Genomic DNA, 22,124 nt, shown 5'->3' with positions numbered 1-22,124 from the left:
AGAAAATAAAAAATAGCGTGCATGAAGACAAATGGATAGTTGTCTTCAGCACGCCGTTTCTACGGTAGTGTAAGTGTTGTTCGAATGTATTCATTTTAACTAAAATAAGTATATCATGATTTACATCAATACCGCAATAATAGATTTTGTAGAGTGTAGTAGTAGTATATAGTAGTAAAATAACCTTTTCATCGTGTAAGGTTAAGGTTCCTTGCACTCTTTAACCAAATCTCTATCGATTTCCAATCGCTTTGATTCCAATGATCTAAACGTCGAATTCACAACCCTCAAAATGTCTCGCGGCAGCTTCCTGTGCTGATTCGATGCAATAAAGCGTTCTTTGAGTTCATCTGTGTATATAAATTCTTTTGTCGATACGGAAGTTGCTCTACTTCGCGGGTTATAAATGTTTTTTTACTCATTAATCATTCTCCGTCCTCGTCTTAGTTATAGCCATACAACAAAAAATACCCCACAGAGAGACCTTTTATAAGTGTCTACTCTATAGGGTAGGGTACAGTTTATAAGTAGGGCAGGCCTTCGTCCATTCAATTAAGAATGGAGGTTCTCTTCATCATAAGCAGCCGATTTTAATAGAGATTCGGCTGTTTATGATGGCTCTATTCACGGGTTAGTGGATGTTCTAATTCCGCATGGCCCATTAAACTTTCAGTTGCATTTCCGTCAACAAGCAGATCAATACTGGATACTTCATCAAACTGAAAAAATGTTTCTCTCAGAGCATCGATGGCTAGAACTTCTCCCCCAGATCCTAATCTTGCTTCATCCGGAATATGCACATCTAATGTCAACTTTCCTTGATCAAAAGTAGCCGAAAGCAAATCAATATTTTTCCACAAAGGTATCAGTTCAGTTTGATCGCTACTTTGAAGGGCTTCGTACGTCTTACTATATCTTTCGGAGTCATCTTCGAATGTAATCTCCTTCTTACGTTGTTCGAGATCTAATAGTTGATCGTCGGCGTAAAAAACACCAATTTCTTGAGATTCCTTTTCCACCTCGCCCTGATTAACTATTGGTGCTGGTGTAGTATTTGCAGGATCAGAACCCTGTACTGGACCAGAAGAAGTAGGTTTGCTACCACAACCCACGGCTAGTATGCTTATGGCACAAATTGCGATAGCCAGATAGATCCCTTTTTTCATAGAAGCACATCCTCTTAAATTATTTGCTGCCCTATAGATTCAGATATTCTTTTATTCCATCTACAATAGCTTGTGCCGCTTTATTTTGATTGTTTTCTGACATCATGGCCTCCTCCTCAGCCTTGTTACTTAAGAACCCGACTTCTAAAAGAACCGCAGGCATTGTGGTTTCTCGGATGACCTGGTAGTTTCCGTTCTTCACGCCACGATCTTTAAATCCCAAGGCCTTGATCAACTTTTCATGAATGATGTTTGCTAGTTCTTTACTACTTTCGCGTTTGTAGTAATACGTTTCAGTTCCCGATACTTGGGGAGCAGCGGTTACGCTGTTACCGTGTATAGATACAAACACATCTGCCTTAAGATCGTTTGCAAGCTTGACGCGTTCTGGTCGTGTAGGGTAGATATCCGTTTCACGAGTCATGATTAATTCTATGTCAGGTTCCTTTTCTAAAAGAGCCTGCACTTTAAGGCCTAAAGCAAGGGCAAAATGCTTCTCTGGATTTTTGGTGAAACTTATTGTACCTGGATCACTGCCTCCGTGGCCCGGATCAATAACGACTACTTTTTTTCCGCTGTTGATAGGGGTTGCAGGTGCGGAATCGTTTACCATACTCAGATCAAGGATGAATTTTCCAGCGATGTTTTGTTGAGTATAATTAACCGAATTTACATTGTTTAATTCAATCACGATTCGAACTTGAGCAGGATCATTTTTGAAAAGAGAATAGCGTACCTCAGTAACACTTGGAAAGTCGCTAGTATCTAACCTTCCCATGGATCCTCCAGAGGGTACTTGTCCCATATTACCGAAGTTGGTAGATGGGAAATCCAAGATAATTCGTTCAGGATTTTTTAGTGTTGTTATGACTGGAGAAACTTCACGGTCTAATGAAACGACAAGTTGATCATTGGCATAGTTTATATCATGAATCAGGTTAGTGGCTGCTTCATTCCCTTTCTCATTAGAGGGTGGGGATGGGAGCGTTATATTACTAGTTAATGTAACAATCTTGTCTTTGTTATTCCAGCCAACTCCCAACCCCATCTCTTCACTAACAAAGCGTATGGGAACGACAACCGTATTCTTGATCATCTGGGGAGCAATGTTAAGCGTCACAGTGTTATTTTGGACTATAGCCTGATCTTTTCCAACGGTCAATGAAATTGCATTAGAACCTTCTTGAATATCCACATTTTGTGTTTTTTGGTCCCAATTCACCTTGAATTTTAAATTCTCAGCGACTACTCGAATTGGAATCATAATATTGTTCCGAACATTAACGATTTCAACATCGTTAGGTAAAACTAGATCCTGGCCATCTAAAATAATTTTAGTTTGATTTGTAGCCGCATGAGTGTGCATGGGTATTAGAAAGAGTAGCAGTGCACTAAATAACAACATCATTATAGTTTTTTTCATTTTACACCTCGGTTTTAATTTACGTATTACTAATCTTTCAACTGCATGACAAGGTTACAATATGATTTTCATTTATGAAAAGGATTCACAGGAAAACAACCTGTTGCGTAAACAAATTAATTCAAAAGACAATTGAACTGATGCTATGAAATTCAAAGATATCAAGTTTATTGGGGAAAACCAATCACCTCCTGTGACCCTCAAGTTAGTTCTATAAGCAGGATGTACTACCTACTCAATTGTGACAACATTCTATTGATATACATTTTTATCCTGTGAATCCGTTTAAATTGAAGTATATGTAATTATCCCGATATATAAGGGTCTTTTTGTTGAAAAGTGAATATTCTTGGAGGAACAAAATTACCTATAATATCCTTTTCATAAATATAACGCTATAACTCCCTTAAAAGTTGCGAAATAATTGGTTTTCATACAAATATATTCTAATTATGGTTCATTAGTTGTAGAAAATAAGAGGGAAATCTATGTGCGGATTTATAGGAGGGTGAACTTTTTTAAGATGCTTGTTTTGTATATTGCAAATTAGGAAGTTAGATCATCGGATCAATCAACCGTATTCCACCACCGGAGGAGATTCTATTATAACGACAAGAAGGATGGTGAGGTCAAAGATCGGAGTTACGACGGCTCAAGAGAGATCAATTTTATTTTGGATACAATCTATTCCAACACCAAGAATAAGTTAAGCACGGACACATTTTAGTTAAAAAAGATCCGATCGTCAATTACATCGCGAAAGGATCTTTTTTAGTGATGTATGTAATTCTTGTTGAGCAAATATGATATACAATTAGAAATTCATATTACCAATGATCATTAACCAGTCTCTTCGAGAGCTGAGAGCAAGATCCATCCCGCTACGTTTGCACTGTTCCAAACATAGACCCATTTTTCTCCATTTACAACTTTAACTTCACCACCATGTTGACCAAATAATTGAGTGCCCGCATATACAGTGAGCACATGTGCTCCCGTTGGCGATGCGGTTGCTCTAATATTTGCTGTTGTTTTGACTGTCCATGTATAAGCCAAAATGCTGACTTCGTCTTTTCCTGGTGCAACTGTTATATTTGAATCAAGCGTATTTTGGATGTTAGGTGTAACTCTATCCGTTGGGTTATCCGATGCAAAAGCTCCAGTTACCGGAAGTGCCATTGCAGCGACTAAAGAAACAGCAATAAATTTTTTTAACATTTTAAAGTCTCCTTTTTAGTTGGATTTAGATATGCAAAATATTAGATAACTCCTTTCTATTTACTATTCATCTTAAATATGTAAATAAGAGAACATACATAATATAACATTATTTTACACGAAATGTAAATGTCATTTTTGTGAACATTTTCTATTATTGGGCGGATTGAAATATAACAGTGCGACACCTTTGGAGATTGCGTTCGGTGTATCTAACTCAGAGTATCCCACTGGGGCCATCCTCACAGTTACGCCTGACTGAGGCAAGGTAGCATTAAAACTAAATAATAGTACATTAAAGGAAAGACAGCCGACTAATTAGGCGGCTGTCTACTGGCTTCTTTTTGCGTTCGATTGGGGAATCACGACAGACAATCTTATGCGTCCAATTTCTGCCCTAAAGTGGGGAGAAGCTTTGCTTAGGGAACTGAATGAATCCTTTATCAGTTAATTCACCACAGACTCAAGTGAGCAGCTGTTGATCAATGCTTTAGGACGATATTTTTCATCGTTAATTGATCTCTTTCTGAATTTTCGATAGATCCTGATAAATTTTATCACGCACATATTGATTTGATAACATGCTACGGTATAGTTCCCCATTAAATCTATCAATGACTTTAGTTGCAATTCTTTCTCCAAAAATACTGTTAAGTACATCGGATGCCTGCCCTTTTGTCCATGTGTCATCATATGCAATAGCATTTTTATCGAGCTGCGAACGCTGAGCTGGACTCATTGGATGATGTCTCCACCGAGCTTCCTTATAAATAATCTTGGTACTGATTGTCTGCAAAAAGCTTTCAGCAATACCTTGTGCGTATTCTAGAGATAAAGCTTCATCATGTAATGGATACAGCCGCTTATTTGTGTGTTCAAATAAAATCCACCAGTGAGTATCGTCTTTAATTAAGTAACAATATTGCTTTTTGCCAATGCTAATGTAGTAAGCACTACCGGAGATAGAGTTCCATAAGTAGATTGTCTTTGTGGAGAAAAGATTAATCTCATGCATTTTCTTGCCATGTTCAAAGGCAATTTGATGCAGGCGCTCCTGAAATTCAAGTACGGATTCCCCATCCTCTAACATTTCGTCTTTTAGGATATCTTCATCGATTTCCTCATCATCCTCTATTCGCCCAGGAGGAAAAAGATCACTAAGTGTCATTAAAGAGTGTTTCTCTGAAACGCCAACAATGTCAAGAACAAGGCAATCGACTTTATCCGGATATAATCGGGTCCCCCGTCCAATGCACTGGGTATATAAGCTCTCACTTTTAGTGGGTCTCGCCATCATAATACAACTTACACTCGGTTCGTCAAAGCCTTCCGTTAGGATCATACAATTCACCATGACTTGTAGAATGCCTTGAGAAAAATCCGCAAGCAATTGATCGCGAGTCTCTTCAGGCAATGAACCATCGATGCCGGCAGCCTTCACACCATAAGAAGATAAGCGATCGGAAATTTCGTAGGTTTGTTTTACATTTACAGCAAAGATAATCGTTTTCCTCTCTTCGCCATGTTCTAAATACGCCTGGACTATTGTATCGATAACACTTTCCTGGCCCATTTGCTCACCCAGTTGTTTTTCGTTAAAATCACCAGCAAGTGTTTGTACTGAATCCAGATTGAGTTCATCTGCAACAATCTTTTTTCCTCTGATGTCACAGAGATACTTGGATAGTATGAGATCCAAGATCGTTTTTTCATATACAATCTCCTCATACACTTGGCCTAATGCTTGCCGGTCAAGTCTGTTTGGGGTCGCGGTTATTCCGAGTAATGGCGGACCATCTTCTTCAAAGCAGCCTAAGGTCTCTAACACCTTGTATGAACCCTTAGAGACGCTATGATGTGCCTCATCATAAATAACAAGCGAAGGTCTAACCATCTGCCTGCCGCGGACCAAAGTTTGAGTAGATGCGACAATGACATCGACTTCTTGCTCGTTGTCGGCGCCTTTAACCCTGCCAACACGTACATCCTTCCAAACTAGGCTCATTTTACTCGCTGTTTGCTTTAGTAGTTCGTCTCGATGAGCAATGAAAATAATAGGTCGGTTTATATCAAATGTTTCTTTGAATAGTTTTGAGACGGCCGCAGCAACGATTGTCTTACCCGCTCCAGTTGGGAGAACAATAAGTTGTCTCTTTACGCCTGCAGCAAGTTTCTCGAAAACGATAGAGGATGCTTCATTCTGGTAGTCTCTTAAGGATATTGCCAATGGCTGTACCTCCCTTCACTAGTATTTATGAGTTTAATTGAATGGATCAGCATCAAATTTTTCATCTTCGGAGATTCCATAATGAACTCTAAGATCCTCAAACTCAGTAGAAAAATCGGGGTCTCCATCACGTACTCTTTTGGTATATTTGTCTTCTTCATAATAGAAGATTTTATCTACGGTTGCTGCATTCAGATAGTCTGAAATAACGAGTGCCTTTCTAGGGTCAAGACGTCTCACTTCATCTGATGTGACTGCATCTCGCTCAGCTGATGTAATCGTTTTTTTGTCTGGTATCATAGCAAGGAAAGCGGTAGAAATGGTTTCTATTTTTATTGTTGAGGTTCCACAGAACCATGAGGCGTACTCACAAGAAACTTGGGATAGGCCCGAAAGGAATATCTTAGTCTTCAGGTTATTTAAGAGATTGGCTGCCTTATCTTCTCCATATTTTTGACTTAATTGTTCAATACCTTGGATGCCTAAAGCTAACCCCATGCGTCTGGAACGTGCTGTTGCTGCAACCGTATCAATAATCGGAATGATACCTAAGTTGGCAAACTCATCTAAAAAGAATAGTACGGGGAACCCATCTGTAATATCTTGAAGACGCTGGAGTAGTTGCTGGTAAAGTACGGCCATGAGCGGAGCAGCGTAAAGGGATTTCGTTTCAGGTACTGAAACAAACAGGACAACTGGTTTTTTGTTGTCATTGTTTAATCCATATCGTAAATGTTTCGGCTGAATATCATTTCGTTGCGCAAAGTGGACTACCCGGTCATCCATGAACAATTGCATGTTTGTAGCAATCGTTACCTTAATACTAGCTAAGATCTTATCTGAGCCGGCTGCTTGTTTGAACAGCGCATATTCTCGTCTTGCTAATTTGTAATCATTGAATAGTGTCTCCATCTCTTCCATATCCATAAAGAGAATGATATCCATGGCATCACCAATTCGAGGACACTCTGGATTTCTATATTTCACATAGAGGAATGCCGCGACTAATAGAGGTAGGGACATGTTAAGCCAAGTAGAATCCCCGCCGCTTTTTCCTTGGATCTCAAATGCAAGTCCGCCGTTCATTAGGATGAGTTGCGCAATTTCTTTGATTTCTGCGTAATCCTTGGCCACAGATAACGGGTTGTACCCTGGGAAGTGATTTTCAAAAGGAGATAACCGGATGGTATCGAATCCACGTCGCCTTAGTTCGGGACCTGTTTTCCAATACAATTCTCCTTTGGGATCTGTAACGACCGCTGAAACTCCCAAATCTAAATCTAGAAGGTTAGGTATAAAGAATGTACTTGATTTACCAGATCCGGTCGGACCGATTAATGCCAGATGTTCATATGAGAGTTTTTTAGACATGATTACATTCTTTCCAAGGATAAACCCTCCTTTTCCCATCACCGGTCTTAATGCTCTATGATCCATTAAACTGGCGGTACCTCGATTGTTAACTGTAGCTGCAGCTGAAGACATGTTTTTTCCTCCTAATTTCAATAGAAAAGGCGTTCGAAGAAACTCCAGGTCATATCCTGAGAGTCTCTCCAAACGCCTTATTGGGGTAGTTTGGTGTAATTTATGATTTACACTTAATTTAATTGTATATTACATTGATTTGAAATGGTAGTCTGCACAGCAGTAGTAAGCAAAAAAAAAAGACTCCCACTGAATCATAGAGAGTCTTCTTTGTGTGGCCGTTCTTTTATTCTTTTTAGTTTGATCCTCTTAACCAGTTGGTGCAACTCGATACACACTATAAACACGATCCCAAGTAGAATCATGGAAACCCATGGAATCTGAAGGCCAAACAATGTGCAGCATAAGATTACTGTTATGAAATACGCCGAGACGTTCTTAAGATATAAGAACATCCTTTCTAGATTTCCTTTTCTGTTCCGCATCTAGAGAACCTCCCCGCCAGATTGATTTGAAATCTGAGGTAGAAGGTATGTGCCGGTCTCTCTAGAGGCCTGAAAAGAATTTGTTTTAAAGGATAAACGGATTTCGTATTTTTGTAGATCTAGCATTGTCGTAAAATGATCGATTAGATCAGCGTTTACTTCCGCGATAGGGATGTATGTAATCTCTGGATTCAAATAAACCATATATTGTTCAAACATATATCCGTCGCTGATTATACTGTAAAGTACAACATCGGCATGTTGAGTCTGATGAACATCATGAGAATGAAAGCTGCAAAGGATAACATTTTTGTTGTCAAACTCGGAACCCAGGTATGTGCGTTTTGATATCTGAACGCGCTCAATGAAGTGCTCTTTCTCAAAGAATAAAGGTTGACCATTTTTCCGTACAAAGGTCGGACTAACCTTATGTGCAATCGCTACTTGAGAAATCGTACGTAATCTTCTATAAAACTGCGCATAGTGTGTACCGTTATCTGTTTCATTAGTTAATTCATTGTAGCTAATAAACTCATTAAATGTATAAAACTCAATTTGAGCTACGTTGGTCGGATCATTCTTGAAGAGAAATGACATGTCTCCATAGATCGCGAGATCAGGCTTCAATGGTACATTCTGAATTTCTTCAGTCATATTTCTTATCTGAGTACGGGCGCTGGATAAGTCGCCGTATGGAAAACAACAGAGAAGAGTCCATTCGCCTTCAATGAAATACTGCAGCACTGGTTTAACCAATCGATCTTGCAATCCTGTATAATGCTCAACGATCCATTCTTGCAAGCCGATCTCTTGAACATCGTCCTTCGATAAGTTTTTCGGAGCAACAATATATAGTACTTTTTTTAGACCACGATTGATCGTAACTTTTAAAGTCGTAAAACGGCCATTAATCAACTTAAACGTAACTTGTACGCTTTTTAGATTTCCAATTAAGACACTTTCATGGGAAAAAACAATTTTATAATGATTCAGATTATCTAAGATTTCCATAACCAGTCTCCTTCTGATGATATGATAACATCAGAAGTGCTGATCTCCGTATTATATTTGATGAGAACTTAATCTCATCTCCAACTTAGATAGTTGGCAGTGAGCCCAAGATACTTAAAACATTCGCTGGTCGGTACTCATTAACCAGCTATACATTAATTAGTGAATGCGGATGCTTTGTCTAAAGCATCTTTGCTTATACTAAATGCACGGCTGATTTCAACCTCCGATAATCCACTTAATGTCTCCAAGGGATCTGAAGAAGAAAAATCCAATAAGTTATGGAGCATTCTTAAGGCATGGTAAAGCTCAGGCGCTGCTGCCATTACAACAGCAATTTTTTCAGCCTCTTCTTTCGATTGATGCTGATCCATATGGACCGTAGCCACCAACGATTCAGGAACAGATTGGTACTCGTTACGCGTCGTTTGGAAAACTTCGGGGGTTGTTAGTACCATCCGTTGGATCTCAGTTGGTTTATTGTTATTTACGCATAAAGTAATATTCAATGTTATCACCAGTCCTTCAGTATTTTAAAATTCAGTATTATAAAATTGTTAGCGATTGTTGTTCCTGTGTTACTGATAAAGTAAATTATTTGCAGCCTTTTGGATCACTTCGATTTTTTCCCTGTCTGAAAGCGTGGCAAAGGCTTCTGCCACATCTTCCGGAACACCATCAAAAGCGCCCTCCAGTTCAACAATGTCTGATAAAAAATTTTGTCCAGTAGTGGACAGCCATTTAATTACAACTAATTGATTTTTGCTCATTTGAAAATACACTTCTTTCTTTTAATTGATATATCATGCCATGTACTAAATTTTATTTATAGCGTCTTACTTCTCTCCTTCAAAAGGTTTGTCTAAAACAAAGTTCATAGATGTAGCATATATGAGAATTAAATAATGACAAATTCAGTTGGTGGCTAGTGAAAGAATTTGACCAAATCATTCCACGTTGCAAGGATTGTCAGGCCGATCATGAAAGTAAACCCAACCAAATGAATCAAACCCTCTTTTTCTGGAGCTATTTGCTTTCTTCGGATTACTCCGATAATGATTACGAGTAATCTCCCGCCATCCAGTGCCGGTATCGGCAGCAAGTTAAAGATGGCAACATTTAAATTCATGATAGACGCCCAGATGATGAGATTGTGAAAAGTTGAAGTATTAGCAATATCATAGGTTTGCTTCATGACACCGGCGGGTCCGGAAAGATTCTTCAAAGACTCTTCCCCAGTAAGGATATCTCTTAATCCTTTAATCAGAATAGTAGAGTAATGTAATGTATCTTGGTACGTGGCGGTAAGAACACTGCCGATGTTTCTGCTTATCATTGGAGACAACATGATCGAATCTTCTACTTGAACATTGAGGTATTCCTCACCTCTACGGATTGCGATTTCTTGATTTTTTTCTGATCTAAAATTTAGAATCAATCTTAGCTCATTCCAGTTCTCTATCCTGTTATCATTAACAGAGATAATCTGATCACCTGGCTTGAGAACACTTGTATCTGAATTAACTGTACCAATGACTGCGTCTGAACTAGGTACCCCATGAATAAGATTGACACTAAGAAGTATGATGAGAGCCATGGCAATATTGGCAAAAGGCCCAGCTAAGAGAATAGCTGATTTTTGCAATGGTTTCTTACTAGCTAGCATTGAATTATAGGGAGAAATGTAGATTTTTTTCTTAGATTTTAACATTACAAATGCATCCTCATGAAGCAGCAGACTACATATCTTATCATTTATGCTATACGTGATTTTTCTATGGATATAATCGATTGATTTTATGGTGACATAGGAGCTATTAAGGACCTCATTTTCCTCAATGGATAATATCTTCTCATCTTTTACGACGATATACATATCCCTCTCCACTAAGTAGTAGGTTTCATCATCCCCTGCCATCCGGACATACCCACCAATAGGAAACAGTCTAAAATTATAAGCCGTTTTATTTACTTTGATCGAGAACAGTTTTGGTCCCATCCCAACAGAAAATTCAGGACAATTCACATTGTTAAACTTAGCAGCGAATAAATGGCCGAACTCATGTGTAAACACTAGAATCATGAAAATAATGATGACTGAACAAACTGCAAAAAGCATTCGTGTTCCTCCCAATAGTTGACTGAAACGATTCTTTGAATTTTGAAAGAGAATTTATAAAGTTAATATTATTTTTGTGGAGGAGGGTATTTGGAGATGATATCTCAATTAATTAACGAATACCATAATTAACTCCATAACTTAATATAATAGATTAATACAATAGATCAATACCATTAGGCGTAAAATAGAATGCGTTCAAGTCCTTGATACACATGGTTTTAAGGCGGACACCGCATTTTAATTCACAAAGTAAACTATCCTTTACTACGTCAAAATACTGCATATCCAAAAAGAGCTTATCAGAATAAATAGGCTCTAACTCAGCATCTGGATGGCTAGAATATCACTCAAGAAGGAATTCTTCTTTATAAAGATAACTAAAATTATTTTGCACATCATATTTCTCGTTATCCACAACCTCTATAGGCATAAAAAGAGATTCACCAGGTACACATTTTGAAATTTGGGAAAACTAAGAGTTATTTTTAAATTAAATGATGGCGTTAATCGATTGTATTTAATTGACACGTAATCATTTGGATACTACCCAATATTCATACAACAGACTTTGTAAATCCTTCATATAACGAAGGGCTACCTGGTTATCTTTTTGATGATCGAACAGATAGTGATTCCCCTTTTGGTGATTGTTGATCCAAAGTGTTTCAAATGCAGAGATTTTTAATTTTAGAGAGTCTTTCAATATCTTGGCTTGCTGTAATTCTTGTATAGTAGAAGGTTCACTGCCCTCATCAACTGCAATACGAGTAACATCGTCAATGATATTGTTTAGTTTTTCATAATCTAAAGCAAGACCTAGAGCGACAAAACGCTCGGATGCTTCCGCTACATGGCGGAAGTAAGCTGAAATCTCATTAAGTTGTTTATCGTTCTCTATATTTGCGTATACCATGGAGTGGAAAGCAGAGGAATACAATAGATCATCAAGCGCACCCACAAATACTTTATAAGCCAATTCATATCCGAGTTGAGAATAATAGTATTCCATTACTTTAGCCAACTGGTTCTTAACGCTTTTTTCGATTACTTCAACCACAAACCCGGCAGCGTACAACTTTTGTGAAACCCAAAGCATAGCTCCTTCACTATCATACGAGCCTAATATTTCATACTCCGGCTTTAAACCATGAACAATAACTAACCAGTCTTTCGTATTCCGACACTCGAGCTGCAGATCCAGGTACTTCCCTGCTTTTTCAATAATTTGTTTCATCTCACCTACAGTCCGGATATTAAATGTTCCAAACTCACGCGATCCGGAAGTGATTAGGTTTTTAAGGTACGTTACATATTTTCTATCTTTTAGATATACATGTTGGCATAGCATGTCTAAAACGAATCGTTGAACGCGACGATCTTCTTCTTTAAATTCTGTTGTAGACAGAAATTTAAAGTGTTTAACATAAGAGTTGGATGTTTCAGCGTTGAAATCAATCACAGTTGTAGGATTAACAAATAACCTACCGTCTTTCTCGTAGATTTCACCGGTATATTTTGACTCGGCCAGGATACGCTTCAGGGCAGAAATAGATATGGAAAGTCGATCTTTAATCTCATTACGAGTGAGGGGAATTTCTCCATTGTATGCAGCAACAGAGCCTAACAACAATTTAAACTGTATCTTATTTGGGGTGTCGTACGTGGTATTTGCAGCTTTAAATAGTTCTATAGAATGTTTCAAATTTGTCGGGCTCCTTTTGTACCCCGAACCTTTTATTTGGCGTAATAAAATAAAGCTTTTGCTTGGATAATTGAAAAAAATATGATATAATAATCACAATTAAATTCGTTTCCTTACAAAAACCTGCCAGTGGAATTCTAAATGAGGTGGTCGCTCAAAACTCATCCTCTTTAGAATTAGGTCGGGTTTTTTTTATGTATTTTTTTATTTAATATAAAAAGCCGCACGCGCTAAATAGCATGTGCAGCGGTCGTCATTATCCAAAGAAAAGGACTGATTGTCGCTAGATCCACATCTGACAAGTCCTATCCACAGAAAGGATTAGTTCTAAGAAGTAGAGTATGCATGCTAAGCAAAGTATTATTTAACGCAGCTAATATAGCCTCTGGAATGCTATACATGAAGTTGAAATAAGTCTATTGTAATTGTATAATTAAGACATAACTTCATACTATGTATGCATGCAGAATCCTCTTTGTTACAGCAAAGGGGATTTTTGCTATACAAATGCATATTAGTGAAATAAGTGAAACATTGAAAATGTACTCATTTCTCTTGAAATCAATTATAACAGTCTAGCATTTGTACTTCAAGATATACATGAATATATTTTCCTGTTTACATTCTTCTTTGAGACTTAACCCATAAGTTTGCCATTTGACAAGCTTATGCTTCCAATTCAAGCATCTAGAAACACACATTCCTATTCCACTTTGAAAATGTGTACAAAGTACCCGTTTTAGGACCTTTATGAATGAAAAAACACTAAAATATCGGTTGCGGGAAGTAACACCTCTACAATGTACAATTTGAATCAAAAGGAAGTTTAAATTATAGTTTAAATGAAAAATTTAAAGTCAAAGAAGCCAACCACTATTACGATTGACTTCATTTGAATTTATTGAGCTTATCGTTTCTCGTTAGTTCAATTAAAAGTCAATAAGGAATATTAGAACATACATACTTATACAGGATGGCTCATATTAAAGATAAAGGCAGCCACGATATCATCATTTTTTGTTATGTTAGGTATACTCTTGGCCTCTAAATAGCCAACTTGTAGTTCCTTGAGAGAGAATTGTTTATTTACTAAGGCTTCAAGTTCATCACCTATACCTTGTAAAAAAGGCGTACCTACAAGAGTTTTTAAACGTACCATGTTCCATTGTTGTTTTAGATGTTGATCCAAATAGTCGTGAATAGACATTGTAGTTATCATCCTCCAATAGAAAATATATCTAACAATAAGATAATACTGGAGATATTCGTTTTTTTCAAAAGGAAGTTATTCAGATTACTGCCCGTTAGTTTAATGATAAGTCGTCCTAATGGTGACTCTCGGCAACTTTATGCTTCCAAGTTCGACTTATGGCAAACTTATGCTTCAAAATACATTTAAGATATAACTAAAGCACCAAAATTCTAAGCATTTTCTGACATACTTATGGGTAAACGTCTGATCCGGTTATGGGTTAAGTCTCATTCTTCTTCCTCCTCGCCTGGCGGTCATTGGGTTGCGACTTAACCCACAGTTTTCCATTTGCTTAAACTATGCTTCCAATTTAGATATAAGATCTTATCTCGGTTCGATAGTATTGCTACCTGATCCACTAAGGGGAGTCTCAGAAATCTGTCAAAAGTTCGTAAACACAATATCAGATACTACCCATTGTTCTGTACTTTCTCTAAAAAAACTTACTGAAATTTGAAGACCACGTTTAAAATCTTTCCCTAGTTCTGTTCCCTTTTCAGATCCACGAATTCGAATTGAAGCTGTAGTATCTTCTATGTTGACAGATGATTTAATAACCTTTAGGTTTTGCACTTCAATTTTTCTCTTTTTCAAGGTGGCAATCTGGATCTGATGATTCTTATCTTTATCTAACTGAGCAAGCATTCCCGGTGAAAGGTACTTCAGTTTAGGAGTAGAAAATGGCTTTTCTTTCGTGTAATCGACATTTCTGAGAAAAGTGGCCACTTCAATGCCGATCTCATCTAAAGTTTTGAGGGTTACCTGTGGAGCATGTATTTCTTCTTGGATCTCTTCATCCTTTGAGGTGGTTACCTGTTCTTTTACAATTGGTTCCTGTTCAGATGGTGTCTGAGTGCTCTGCCCTTCTGCAAACTTAGATAACGGTCCCTTTACAGTACATCCACTCAGTAGAATTATCACAAGTAGTAGACTAGTTGTCGTATATATATTCATTGGGTAACCTCACTTCAGTATTCTATATTGATCTAAATTTGGGATTGATATTAGGGTACAGGAGGTGTATGATATCCCTTTTTCTGCTTGTTTGAATCATAATAAACCTACGCGGTATTTATATACTGCGTAGGTTTATGGCTTGTAATGGTCTTCTCACATACAGTTCATCCCCCCTTCTCGCAAATAACCAGCAAAAAGTTACACGAAAAAGGGAGAAATTCCTGCTGATTCTACCCAGATATCTTCTGATAAGAGAACTGGTTTATAATTAAGACCCCATCAAATGATACTTTACCCTTATATATTACTTGACCTGATGCGTTATAAATCATCCCAACTGCAGATTTTTGATCTTTAGTGAAACGGCCCTTGAACACTAATTTATCAGGTAGTTTCAGTTTTCCCTCATTCAGTCTCTGGTGCCCAAAATCACCTTCATAAAAAGTAGAATCGGACTGAGTTAGTGCGCCTTTAATTAATACTCCGGATTCGAAACTCCCTTTCAGTACGACTCTGTCTGCTTCAGAGATACTAATCATACCTTCACCATCCGGAAGGCCATTTTTCCATTGGCCACTATAGAGCAGATTTAATTTAGAAGAATACAAAGTGCCTTGGCCATGGGGTAAGTCATTCGTCAAATTCACTTCTCCAATGTACTTCGTTCCCCAGGATAATTTAATGCCACTATTACCGGGGATCTTCCAACCATCATTTAAAAAAATCCGCGTATAAATGTTTGTGTTGAAGTTGACGTTCTGTGGAAGACTCATATTGACGGTTTGTCCCATTGAAACCCACTCTACTGCCCCACCGATCGTCTCAACGAAGGAAACAGGTACAAAGGTCTCCTTATTGATTAGAAGAGCTGGCGCCCCCATATCCTTCCGTTCTCCGTCAACGAGCACATAATTGGAGCCATCGTTCTTTTCAATACCTGAACCGGTATGAATTATAATTTGTTTTCCTTCTACCTTAATTAGTGCATCCATTGTCAAGTCATTGTACTCTAGTGATGCCCCAAGAGGCTCTAATATTTTTCTCACTGGCACCATGGTGGTTTCTCCTACTTTAAATGGTTTTGAATCTTTAAAATCATACGTTTTACCACCAATCAACACCTTTATAGGTGGATCATTCTTAATTAATTGCTCCTTTATATCTTGAGCGGAACATGCAGTGGTCGCTATTAGAGCAGATACCAAGGTAATCATTAATCCTATTTTTCTCATATTCATTATTATCCTCCTGATGATTGATTCTCCTAAACAATCGCTACTCTCATTTTACTTGATCCCCCTTATAGTGTAAATCATGAATTACAAATTTGATTTCGTTCGTTTACAAAAAAAGAAAGAAGTACTCTTATAATTAGAGTACTTCTCTCAATAGAAAATTATTGAACTTGCAATTCAAACGTTGAAGGCGTACCGAAAGTAGAACCTCTCTTACCTTTAATGATTAAACTATAAGTTCCAGGACCGGCAGTACTAACATTTCGTTTAAATGTATATACAATTCGATCCTCAACCAGCTTACCTGTTCCATAATTTATACGCTTATCATCTGGATCTCGAATTTCGAATGTGAATTTTTGTGCTGCCCCGTCCACATTGTTCGCTACAGATGCATTAAATACAATATATTCGCCTTCTGTTTTCACAGAATAAATAGCATCTTCGGCAGTTGGTGGCTCAACCATAGAAGCAGTTACAGTTACACTTTTCGTCTCAGAATAAGAAGAAACTTTGCTGGATGTGTTGTAGGCTTCAATTTTCACTGTGTAGACACCGGCAGTGTTAAAGATATAAGCTTTTTCTTCACCATCAATAATTCCAGCTCTTGTTTGTTGAATTCCCTTTTCATTTTGAACTACAAAGTATAGTGGATTAGTTCCCTGTCCTGTACCTGTTACATGTAAGATTCCATCTTCATCAACAAATGCCTCTACCAAACTAGGTGCTGCTGGTAATTCTACAGTAAATTTAGGTGCAATAATTTGTTTAGCCTCCCCTAAAATTGAACCGGCCTTAGGGGTGAGTCTGTAAGTGTACTCAGTGTTCAGTTCCAATCCTACGTCTTTATAAGATTTCTGAGTGGTCAATGTAAACGTCTTGATTACAACCCCATTGAGCATACGTTCAAGTTTGTATCCAGTTGCTCCATCTACTTTAGTCCATGTTAGGGTGTTCGTATTCTTAGTCTGTGCGGTCACTTCAAATTTGGTTAATACCAGGTTTTCTTTGATCAAACCATTTTTTAACACGGTAATTCTTTTATTCAGTTTTGTTTTACTTGAACTTGTTTTCAGTTGACTAACTGCTAAAGCTGCTTGTTCATAGTCGTTTTCAAGCAGACTACTTTCAGCAAATTCGACTAGTGTTTCGGCATTAAGAACCTCTGTTTCTTCTGATCGAGCACTATCAATTTTTAACTTGAGTGTTTCAAGTTTAGTAACTAAATCAGATTTCGATGATTCTGGAAGTGGATTTACTAATGCAATTGCAGCGTTATAAGATTCCAACGTTTTTGCGCTTGTAGCTCGTGTAACAGCCAAGCTCGCATTTTGCACAGCCTTCGTCAAATTCACTTCTGCTTGCACCTTAGTAAACCGCTCTGTAAGTTCATTTTTCAGATTACTTGCCGGCAAAGCGTCAATTGCTGATTTCGCTTTGGTCAGATCTGCTTGTTTCTTACTTAATTCTGCATCAGACAATTTTGTCTTAGCTGCATCAAACTGACTTACACTCTTACCAACATCAGTAATTGTTGATTGGAGCTCATTCAAAATATCAAGCAGGTAAGCTTTCCAAGCACCTTCTCTAAGCTTTTCTACCAATTCTTTCGCTTTATCTACATCCACTTGCGTTTGAGTTGTCTCTGCATGGAAGACTGCTTCCTTTGCTGGCTGCAGATTACGATTGAGGTCAATAATGGATTGAACACTGTCCAATCGCAAGTTCAATTTTTGCTGATCTTCATTTTTCAACTGAGCCACCTGAGTTCGAGCAGCATCTACATCCGCCTGATCTCTGGAAAGTTCTGCGATTCTAACAGAGTTCGATGCTTCAGCAAGTAAATTCAGGTATGCATCTCGCTCATCAATTTTAACTTGCAGTGCATCTAACCGGAGATGTAGATCAGTTTGGTCATCCGGATTCAGTATATTAACAAGTTCACGCGCATCGTCCAAATCATCCTGATTCACAGACGTTTCCGCTTTCTTCACTGCCAGTATAGCTGCATCTAGTCTATCTTGATAGTTTTGATTTGAATCAATTAGATCCTGGACAACATCCAGACGTGATCCAAGCAAAGCCTTATCATAAGTGTTGAGATCTTTAATTAAAGCTCTTGCTACAGTCACATCCGATTGAGATAACGATTTTTCGGCTTTTTCAACAGCGGCCGTAGCATCCTTTAACTTTTGATCGTATGCATCGTTCAAAATATCTTGCAGTGCATCAAGACGATCGTTGAGAATTTCTTGATCTTTATCTTTGAGTTTGCTAACCAAGTCTCTCGCTGTATCAAGGTCGGTTTGGGATTTGGTTGACTCTGCTTTAACTACAGCAGTGGTCGCTGCTTCAACTTGTTTTGTATAATTTGAATCTGAGTCAATTAATACTTGCACCAGGTCTAGACGTCCGTTAAGCAATAATTTATCACTTTCACGAAGAGCTTTAACCAAATTTCTTGCATCGTTAACATCTGTTTGTGTCTTGGATGTTTCTGCTTTAACTACAGCTTCTGTCGCTTTATTCAATTGTTCGATATACAATGCCTCAGAATCAATCCAATTTTGCACTGCATTCAAACGATTCATTAGAGCTGTTTGATCCGAAGCACGTAGTGCTTGTACCAGAGTTTTAGCACTGTCTACGTATTGCTGTGTCTTGGATGTCTCTGCTTTGACAACAGCTGCGATAGCTTCTTCCACTTGTTTGGTGTAACCGCCCTCGGATGCATCAATATCAGATTGGACAATATCTAGACGGGCAGTAAGTGCAGTTTGATCAGTATCACGCAAACCTGCTACTAGCGATCTTGCTGCATTCACATCGATTTGTAATCTAGACCCTTCTGCTTTCTCAACAGCAATAACCGCTTGATTCAATTGTCTAATATAACTTGTTTCTTCATCAATATAGTTTTGTATAATGTCCAATCGGACAGAAAGTGAAGATTTATCTACAATACGCAAGGATTGTACTAAGGTTCTTGCTGCATTCACATCAACTTGCAATTTAGATCCTTCTGCTTTAACAACTGCATCAGTAGCCTCTTTTAATTGTTTTACATAAACTACTTCTGCATCAATCAATATTTGGACAGCATCCAAACGTGTAGTCAGATTGATTTTATCATTTCCTTTTAGAGCATTAACCAACAATCGAGCTGCATCCAAATCAGCCTGAACCAGAGATTTCTCAGCTTTAATGACAGCCTCTGTCGCCAGTTGTACTTTTTGTTGGTAAGCAGGATCTTTTTGATTAATAAGGTCTTGAAGAGCGTCTAATCGTCTCTCGAAGTCGATGCGATAGTGCTCATCAAGGGGGATAAGCCCCTTAACTACTGCTCTTGCTTCATCTAAATTTGCTTGATCTTTCATGACTTCGGCAACATACACTTTGTTATAACCAATCGAATTGTTTTTTTCTTTTTGTAGATAATCGATAGCATATGTTGATACTGCTGATGTGACACCAAATTTATTCTTTGCACGTGCCTCGATAATTCGATCACTCGTGTAATATAGACCGCCCGTTGTCGTGTATGTGGTCCACGTTGAATCTGTACTATTTTTGTATTCTTTGATCGTTGCATCACTAGGATAATTAATTATGATAACGACACTTCCATCACGATCACTATCATTATTCACTGTAAATGTTGGGCTGCCTGGAATCGATGTATCAATAGAGTTGATGGCCAGTTCGGCTACATCAGAAGAGAGATTTGACTCATTTGTTACTCTTGCTTCGATTAATCCATTATCCTTAAAAGTAATCGTCGATCCCGATGTTACAGTATTCCATGCTCCGCTTTTAAAACGGTATTCAAGTTTTAGCGTATCAGCGGATTTTGGACTGCTAAATTTCACATTCATTTCGTTGTTCGTAAATTGTGATTCAAGTAAAGGTTTAGAAGGCTTTACGTTAAGTCCTTTTACTTGATAAGTACTTGTTTTACTTTGACCTAAAGTATCCGTAACTTTTGCTTCAAGTAGGCCATTCTCTTTGATATTGATGCTGGAACCTGAATTAATAATGATCCATTCCCCATCATTTAAGCGATATTCAAGAATGAGTGGAAGGACATAGGCTGGATTATTTATCGTAATTTTCATTTCATTCTGTTGAATCCCTGAAGATATAATTTCCGGGCCCATAAGAGGTGCGTTTGTGATATTCAATAGTGCTGCTTGTTGGTTAATTCCTGTCTTTGAAAAACCAAGCTGGCCTTTAGAACTATCTCCCCATCCCCAAGTATCTCCATTAGTGTCAATGGCAAGAGCATGAAACGCACCCATAAAGATGTTTGAAACATTTGTTAAATTGTTAACTTTAACTGGTCTAGGATTTGTAGACGTAACGCTAGGCAATCCAAGTTCTCCCGATGAGTTCGTTCCAGCTCCCCATACAGTTCCATCTGCCCGAACAATAAGTGATGCTCGAAAACCCAAAGCGATATCAACAATGTCGTTTATCTGAGCATCATAACCATCATCCAAAGTACCATATTTATGAGCCGAGTATGTATTCTCAATTACGGTACCACCTATTTTTGCATTTCCATAACCTGTAGAACCATTAGAAGTTCTCCCCCAACCCCAAGCTGTTCCATCGTTTTTAAGTGCAAGGGTAGTAAACTCTGTACTAACTACTTTTTTTACATTAGACAACACTTTAACTGGTGTTTTACGTGTAATGGTTGTATCGCCATCCCCGATCTGACCAAAACTGTTGTTTCCCCAAGCCCATAGACTACCATCGCTTGTTATCGCATATGCAGTCTTATATCCGGCTTCAATATGAGTGACATTAGTCAAACCTTCTACTTTTCGGGGAACATACGAATCCGTGTCTGTACCAATTGTTCCCCAAATCCAAACCGTCCCATCATTCTTCAGGGCGAGTGAATATTGTGCTCCCGCAGCTACCTTCTTTACATCCGAGATTCCTTCGACGACTGTAGGTACCTTTACATCTTCTGTTCGAGATGGAATTCCTAAACGATAACTTCCTAATGCCTGCCCCCAAGCCAAAACGTGACCGTCACTTCTAGCTACTAATGTAACGTTCTGACCAGTTGAGATATCAATCGCGTCATCTAAACCAGACTTAACAAAGTGCTTCACATCTGTTCGCTCATCTGCAGCCAACTGATAGAACGAGTTATCCCCGGTCCCATACCAATTAGCATCATTAGCTTTTACAAATGTAGTGTAATATCCGGTAACTACGTCAACTGTTTTTGCTGAATCTGCACTTGTCTTTTCCGGATACAAGAAAGGACTGATCAGCATTGATACACCTAATACTGATGCCATAACACTTTTAAAGGTTCTTACTTTCCTCATGCTTTTTCACTCCCATAATTAATATAATCATCGCTATTAATGATACTCCTTTGTAAATCTTTTGTAGGTACCCTTTCGGGTACATTTTCTTACCCAAAGAGGTACAATATTGCTTGCTATGGAATGTGGACTTAAATAAAACTACTTATTTTGGTAGATGACTTAGTTATAACCTTATAATAAGGGACTTTAAGAGATTGGCATGTGGTTCGCTAAAGTTTGGACAGCCTAAAGACCATGTCTTGCCCTAAGTTGATTCATCTCCAGCAGCCTTATTGAGTTGATAGAAAGTACTATAAAGAATCATTAACACTACAGTCAGGATTGAGGTGATTTAAAAACTTCTCATGAAATTACTTTGTCGACAGTTTCATTCATTTATCAAAAAAAGCACCCTCTCAATGTACAAGAAGGTGCTCATTTCATGTTACTGACGAACCCATCCGTCTGGTGTGCCCGATGGATTGGAATCTGGATCAATACCACCGGAAGCTACGGAGTCCATATTTGTCAGTACTGTGTTACCCGAATCACGCATGTACTGAGAAACCAA

14 protein-coding genes are annotated in these 22,124 nt (G+C 38.1%); all 14 read right to left on the bottom strand.

What is annotated here, in order from left to right; genetic code table 11:
• Positions 1-620: 620 nt before the first annotated feature.
• Positions 621-1,166, bottom strand: coding sequence for a GerMN domain-containing protein (locus tag CRO25_RS24590; RefSeq protein ID WP_079696733.1), 546 nt, complete (start codon positions 1,164-1,166; stop codon positions 621-623).
• A 31-nt stretch (positions 1,167-1,197) separates the two neighbouring features.
• The gene (locus CRO25_RS24585) at positions 1,198-2,589 is read right to left on the bottom strand and encodes an N-acetylmuramoyl-L-alanine amidase family protein (protein ID WP_256863747.1); all 1,392 of its coding nucleotides are present in this window, start codon (positions 2,587-2,589) and stop codon (positions 1,198-1,200) included.
• Positions 2,590-3,429: 840 nt separating this feature from the next.
• Positions 3,430-3,807, bottom strand: a complete 378-nt coding sequence (locus tag CRO25_RS24580; RefSeq protein ID WP_079696732.1) for a hypothetical protein — start codon at positions 3,805-3,807, stop codon at positions 3,430-3,432.
• A 511-nt stretch (positions 3,808-4,318) separates the two neighbouring features.
• A complete protein-coding gene (locus CRO25_RS24575; protein WP_079696731.1) occupies positions 4,319-6,034 on the bottom strand; it encodes a DEAD/DEAH box helicase in 1,716 nt (571 codons plus the stop codon).
• 33 nt (positions 6,035-6,067) lie between these two features.
• Positions 6,068-7,519, bottom strand: coding sequence for a type IV secretory system conjugative DNA transfer family protein (locus tag CRO25_RS24570; RefSeq protein ID WP_079696730.1), 1,452 nt, complete (start codon positions 7,517-7,519; stop codon positions 6,068-6,070).
• 425 nt (positions 7,520-7,944) lie between these two features.
• Positions 7,945-8,955, bottom strand: coding sequence for a hypothetical protein (locus CRO25_RS24560; RefSeq protein ID WP_079696728.1), 1,011 nt, complete (start codon positions 8,953-8,955; stop codon positions 7,945-7,947).
• Between the two features lie 155 nt (positions 8,956-9,110).
• On the bottom strand, positions 9,111-9,329 hold the full coding sequence (locus tag CRO25_RS24555; RefSeq protein ID WP_079696727.1) for a hypothetical protein: 219 nt from the start codon (positions 9,327-9,329) through the stop codon (positions 9,111-9,113).
• Positions 9,330-9,533: 204 nt separating this feature from the next.
• Positions 9,534-9,725, bottom strand: coding sequence for a hypothetical protein (locus tag CRO25_RS24550; RefSeq protein ID WP_079696726.1), 192 nt, complete (start codon positions 9,723-9,725; stop codon positions 9,534-9,536).
• Positions 9,726-9,880: 155 nt separating this feature from the next.
• Positions 9,881-11,074 carry an RIP metalloprotease RseP gene (gene rseP / locus CRO25_RS24545; RefSeq protein ID WP_079696725.1) on the bottom strand — a complete coding sequence of 398 codons (1,194 nt, stop codon included), beginning with the start codon at positions 11,072-11,074 and terminating at the stop codon, positions 9,881-9,883.
• A 535-nt stretch (positions 11,075-11,609) separates the two neighbouring features.
• The gene (locus tag CRO25_RS24540) at positions 11,610-12,779 is read right to left on the bottom strand and encodes a hypothetical protein (protein WP_079696724.1); all 1,170 of its coding nucleotides are present in this window, start codon (positions 12,777-12,779) and stop codon (positions 11,610-11,612) included.
• A gap of 964 nt (positions 12,780-13,743) precedes the next feature.
• On the bottom strand, positions 13,744-13,986 hold the full coding sequence (locus CRO25_RS24535) for a hypothetical protein (RefSeq protein WP_079696723.1): 243 nt from the start codon (positions 13,984-13,986) through the stop codon (positions 13,744-13,746).
• 426 nt (positions 13,987-14,412) lie between these two features.
• Complete coding sequence (locus CRO25_RS24530) at positions 14,413-14,985, bottom strand: hypothetical protein (protein ID WP_079696722.1); 573 nt, start codon at positions 14,983-14,985, stop codon at positions 14,413-14,415.
• A 233-nt stretch (positions 14,986-15,218) separates the two neighbouring features.
• Positions 15,219-16,226 (bottom strand): stalk domain-containing protein, encoded by a 1,008-nt coding sequence (locus tag CRO25_RS24525; RefSeq protein WP_079696721.1) that lies wholly within the window; start codon positions 16,224-16,226, stop codon positions 15,219-15,221.
• 158 nt (positions 16,227-16,384) lie between these two features.
• A complete protein-coding gene (locus CRO25_RS24520) occupies positions 16,385-21,571 on the bottom strand; it encodes a hypothetical protein (protein ID WP_079696720.1) in 5,187 nt (1,728 codons plus the stop codon).
• Positions 21,572-22,124 lie beyond the last annotated feature (553 nt).

Source organism: Paenibacillus sp. RU5M, assembly GCF_900221055.1.
Classification (GTDB): Bacteria; Bacillota; Bacilli; order Paenibacillales; family Paenibacillaceae; genus Paenibacillus; species Paenibacillus marchantiae.
The sequence above is the reverse complement of the archived record's forward strand: the minus strand, read 5'-3'. Positions and strand labels throughout refer to the sequence as shown.

Coding starts and splice junctions, on each gene's coding strand:
- CRO25_RS24590 (WP_079696733.1), bottom strand. CDS start 1,166: ATGAAAAAAGGGATCTATCTGGCTATCGCAATTTGTGCCATAAGCATA.
- CRO25_RS24585 (WP_256863747.1), bottom strand. CDS start 2,589: ATGAAAAAAACTATAATGATGTTGTTATTTAGTGCACTGCTACTCTTT.
- CRO25_RS24580 (WP_079696732.1), bottom strand. CDS start 3,807: ATGTTAAAAAAATTTATTGCTGTTTCTTTAGTCGCTGCAATGGCACTT.
- CRO25_RS24570 (WP_079696730.1), bottom strand. CDS start 7,519: ATGTCTTCAGCTGCAGCTACAGTTAACAATCGAGGTACCGCCAGTTTA.
- CRO25_RS24560 (WP_079696728.1), bottom strand. CDS start 8,955: ATGGAAATCTTAGATAATCTGAATCATTATAAAATTGTTTTTTCCCAT.
- CRO25_RS24555 (WP_079696727.1), bottom strand. CDS start 9,329: ATGGATCAGCATCAATCGAAAGAAGAGGCTGAAAAAATTGCTGTTGTA.
- CRO25_RS24550 (WP_079696726.1), bottom strand. CDS start 9,725: ATGAGCAAAAATCAATTAGTTGTAATTAAATGGCTGTCCACTACTGGA.
- rseP (WP_079696725.1), bottom strand. CDS start 11,074: ATGCTTTTTGCAGTTTGTTCAGTCATCATTATTTTCATGATTCTAGTG.
- CRO25_RS24535 (WP_079696723.1), bottom strand. CDS start 13,986: ATGTCTATTCACGACTATTTGGATCAACATCTAAAACAACAATGGAAC.
- CRO25_RS24530 (WP_079696722.1), bottom strand. CDS start 14,985: ATGAATATATATACGACAACTAGTCTACTACTTGTGATAATTCTACTG.
- CRO25_RS24525 (WP_079696721.1), bottom strand. CDS start 16,226: ATGAATATGAGAAAAATAGGATTAATGATTACCTTGGTATCTGCTCTA.
- CRO25_RS24520 (WP_079696720.1), bottom strand. CDS start 21,571: ATGAGGAAAGTAAGAACCTTTAAAAGTGTTATGGCATCAGTATTAGGT.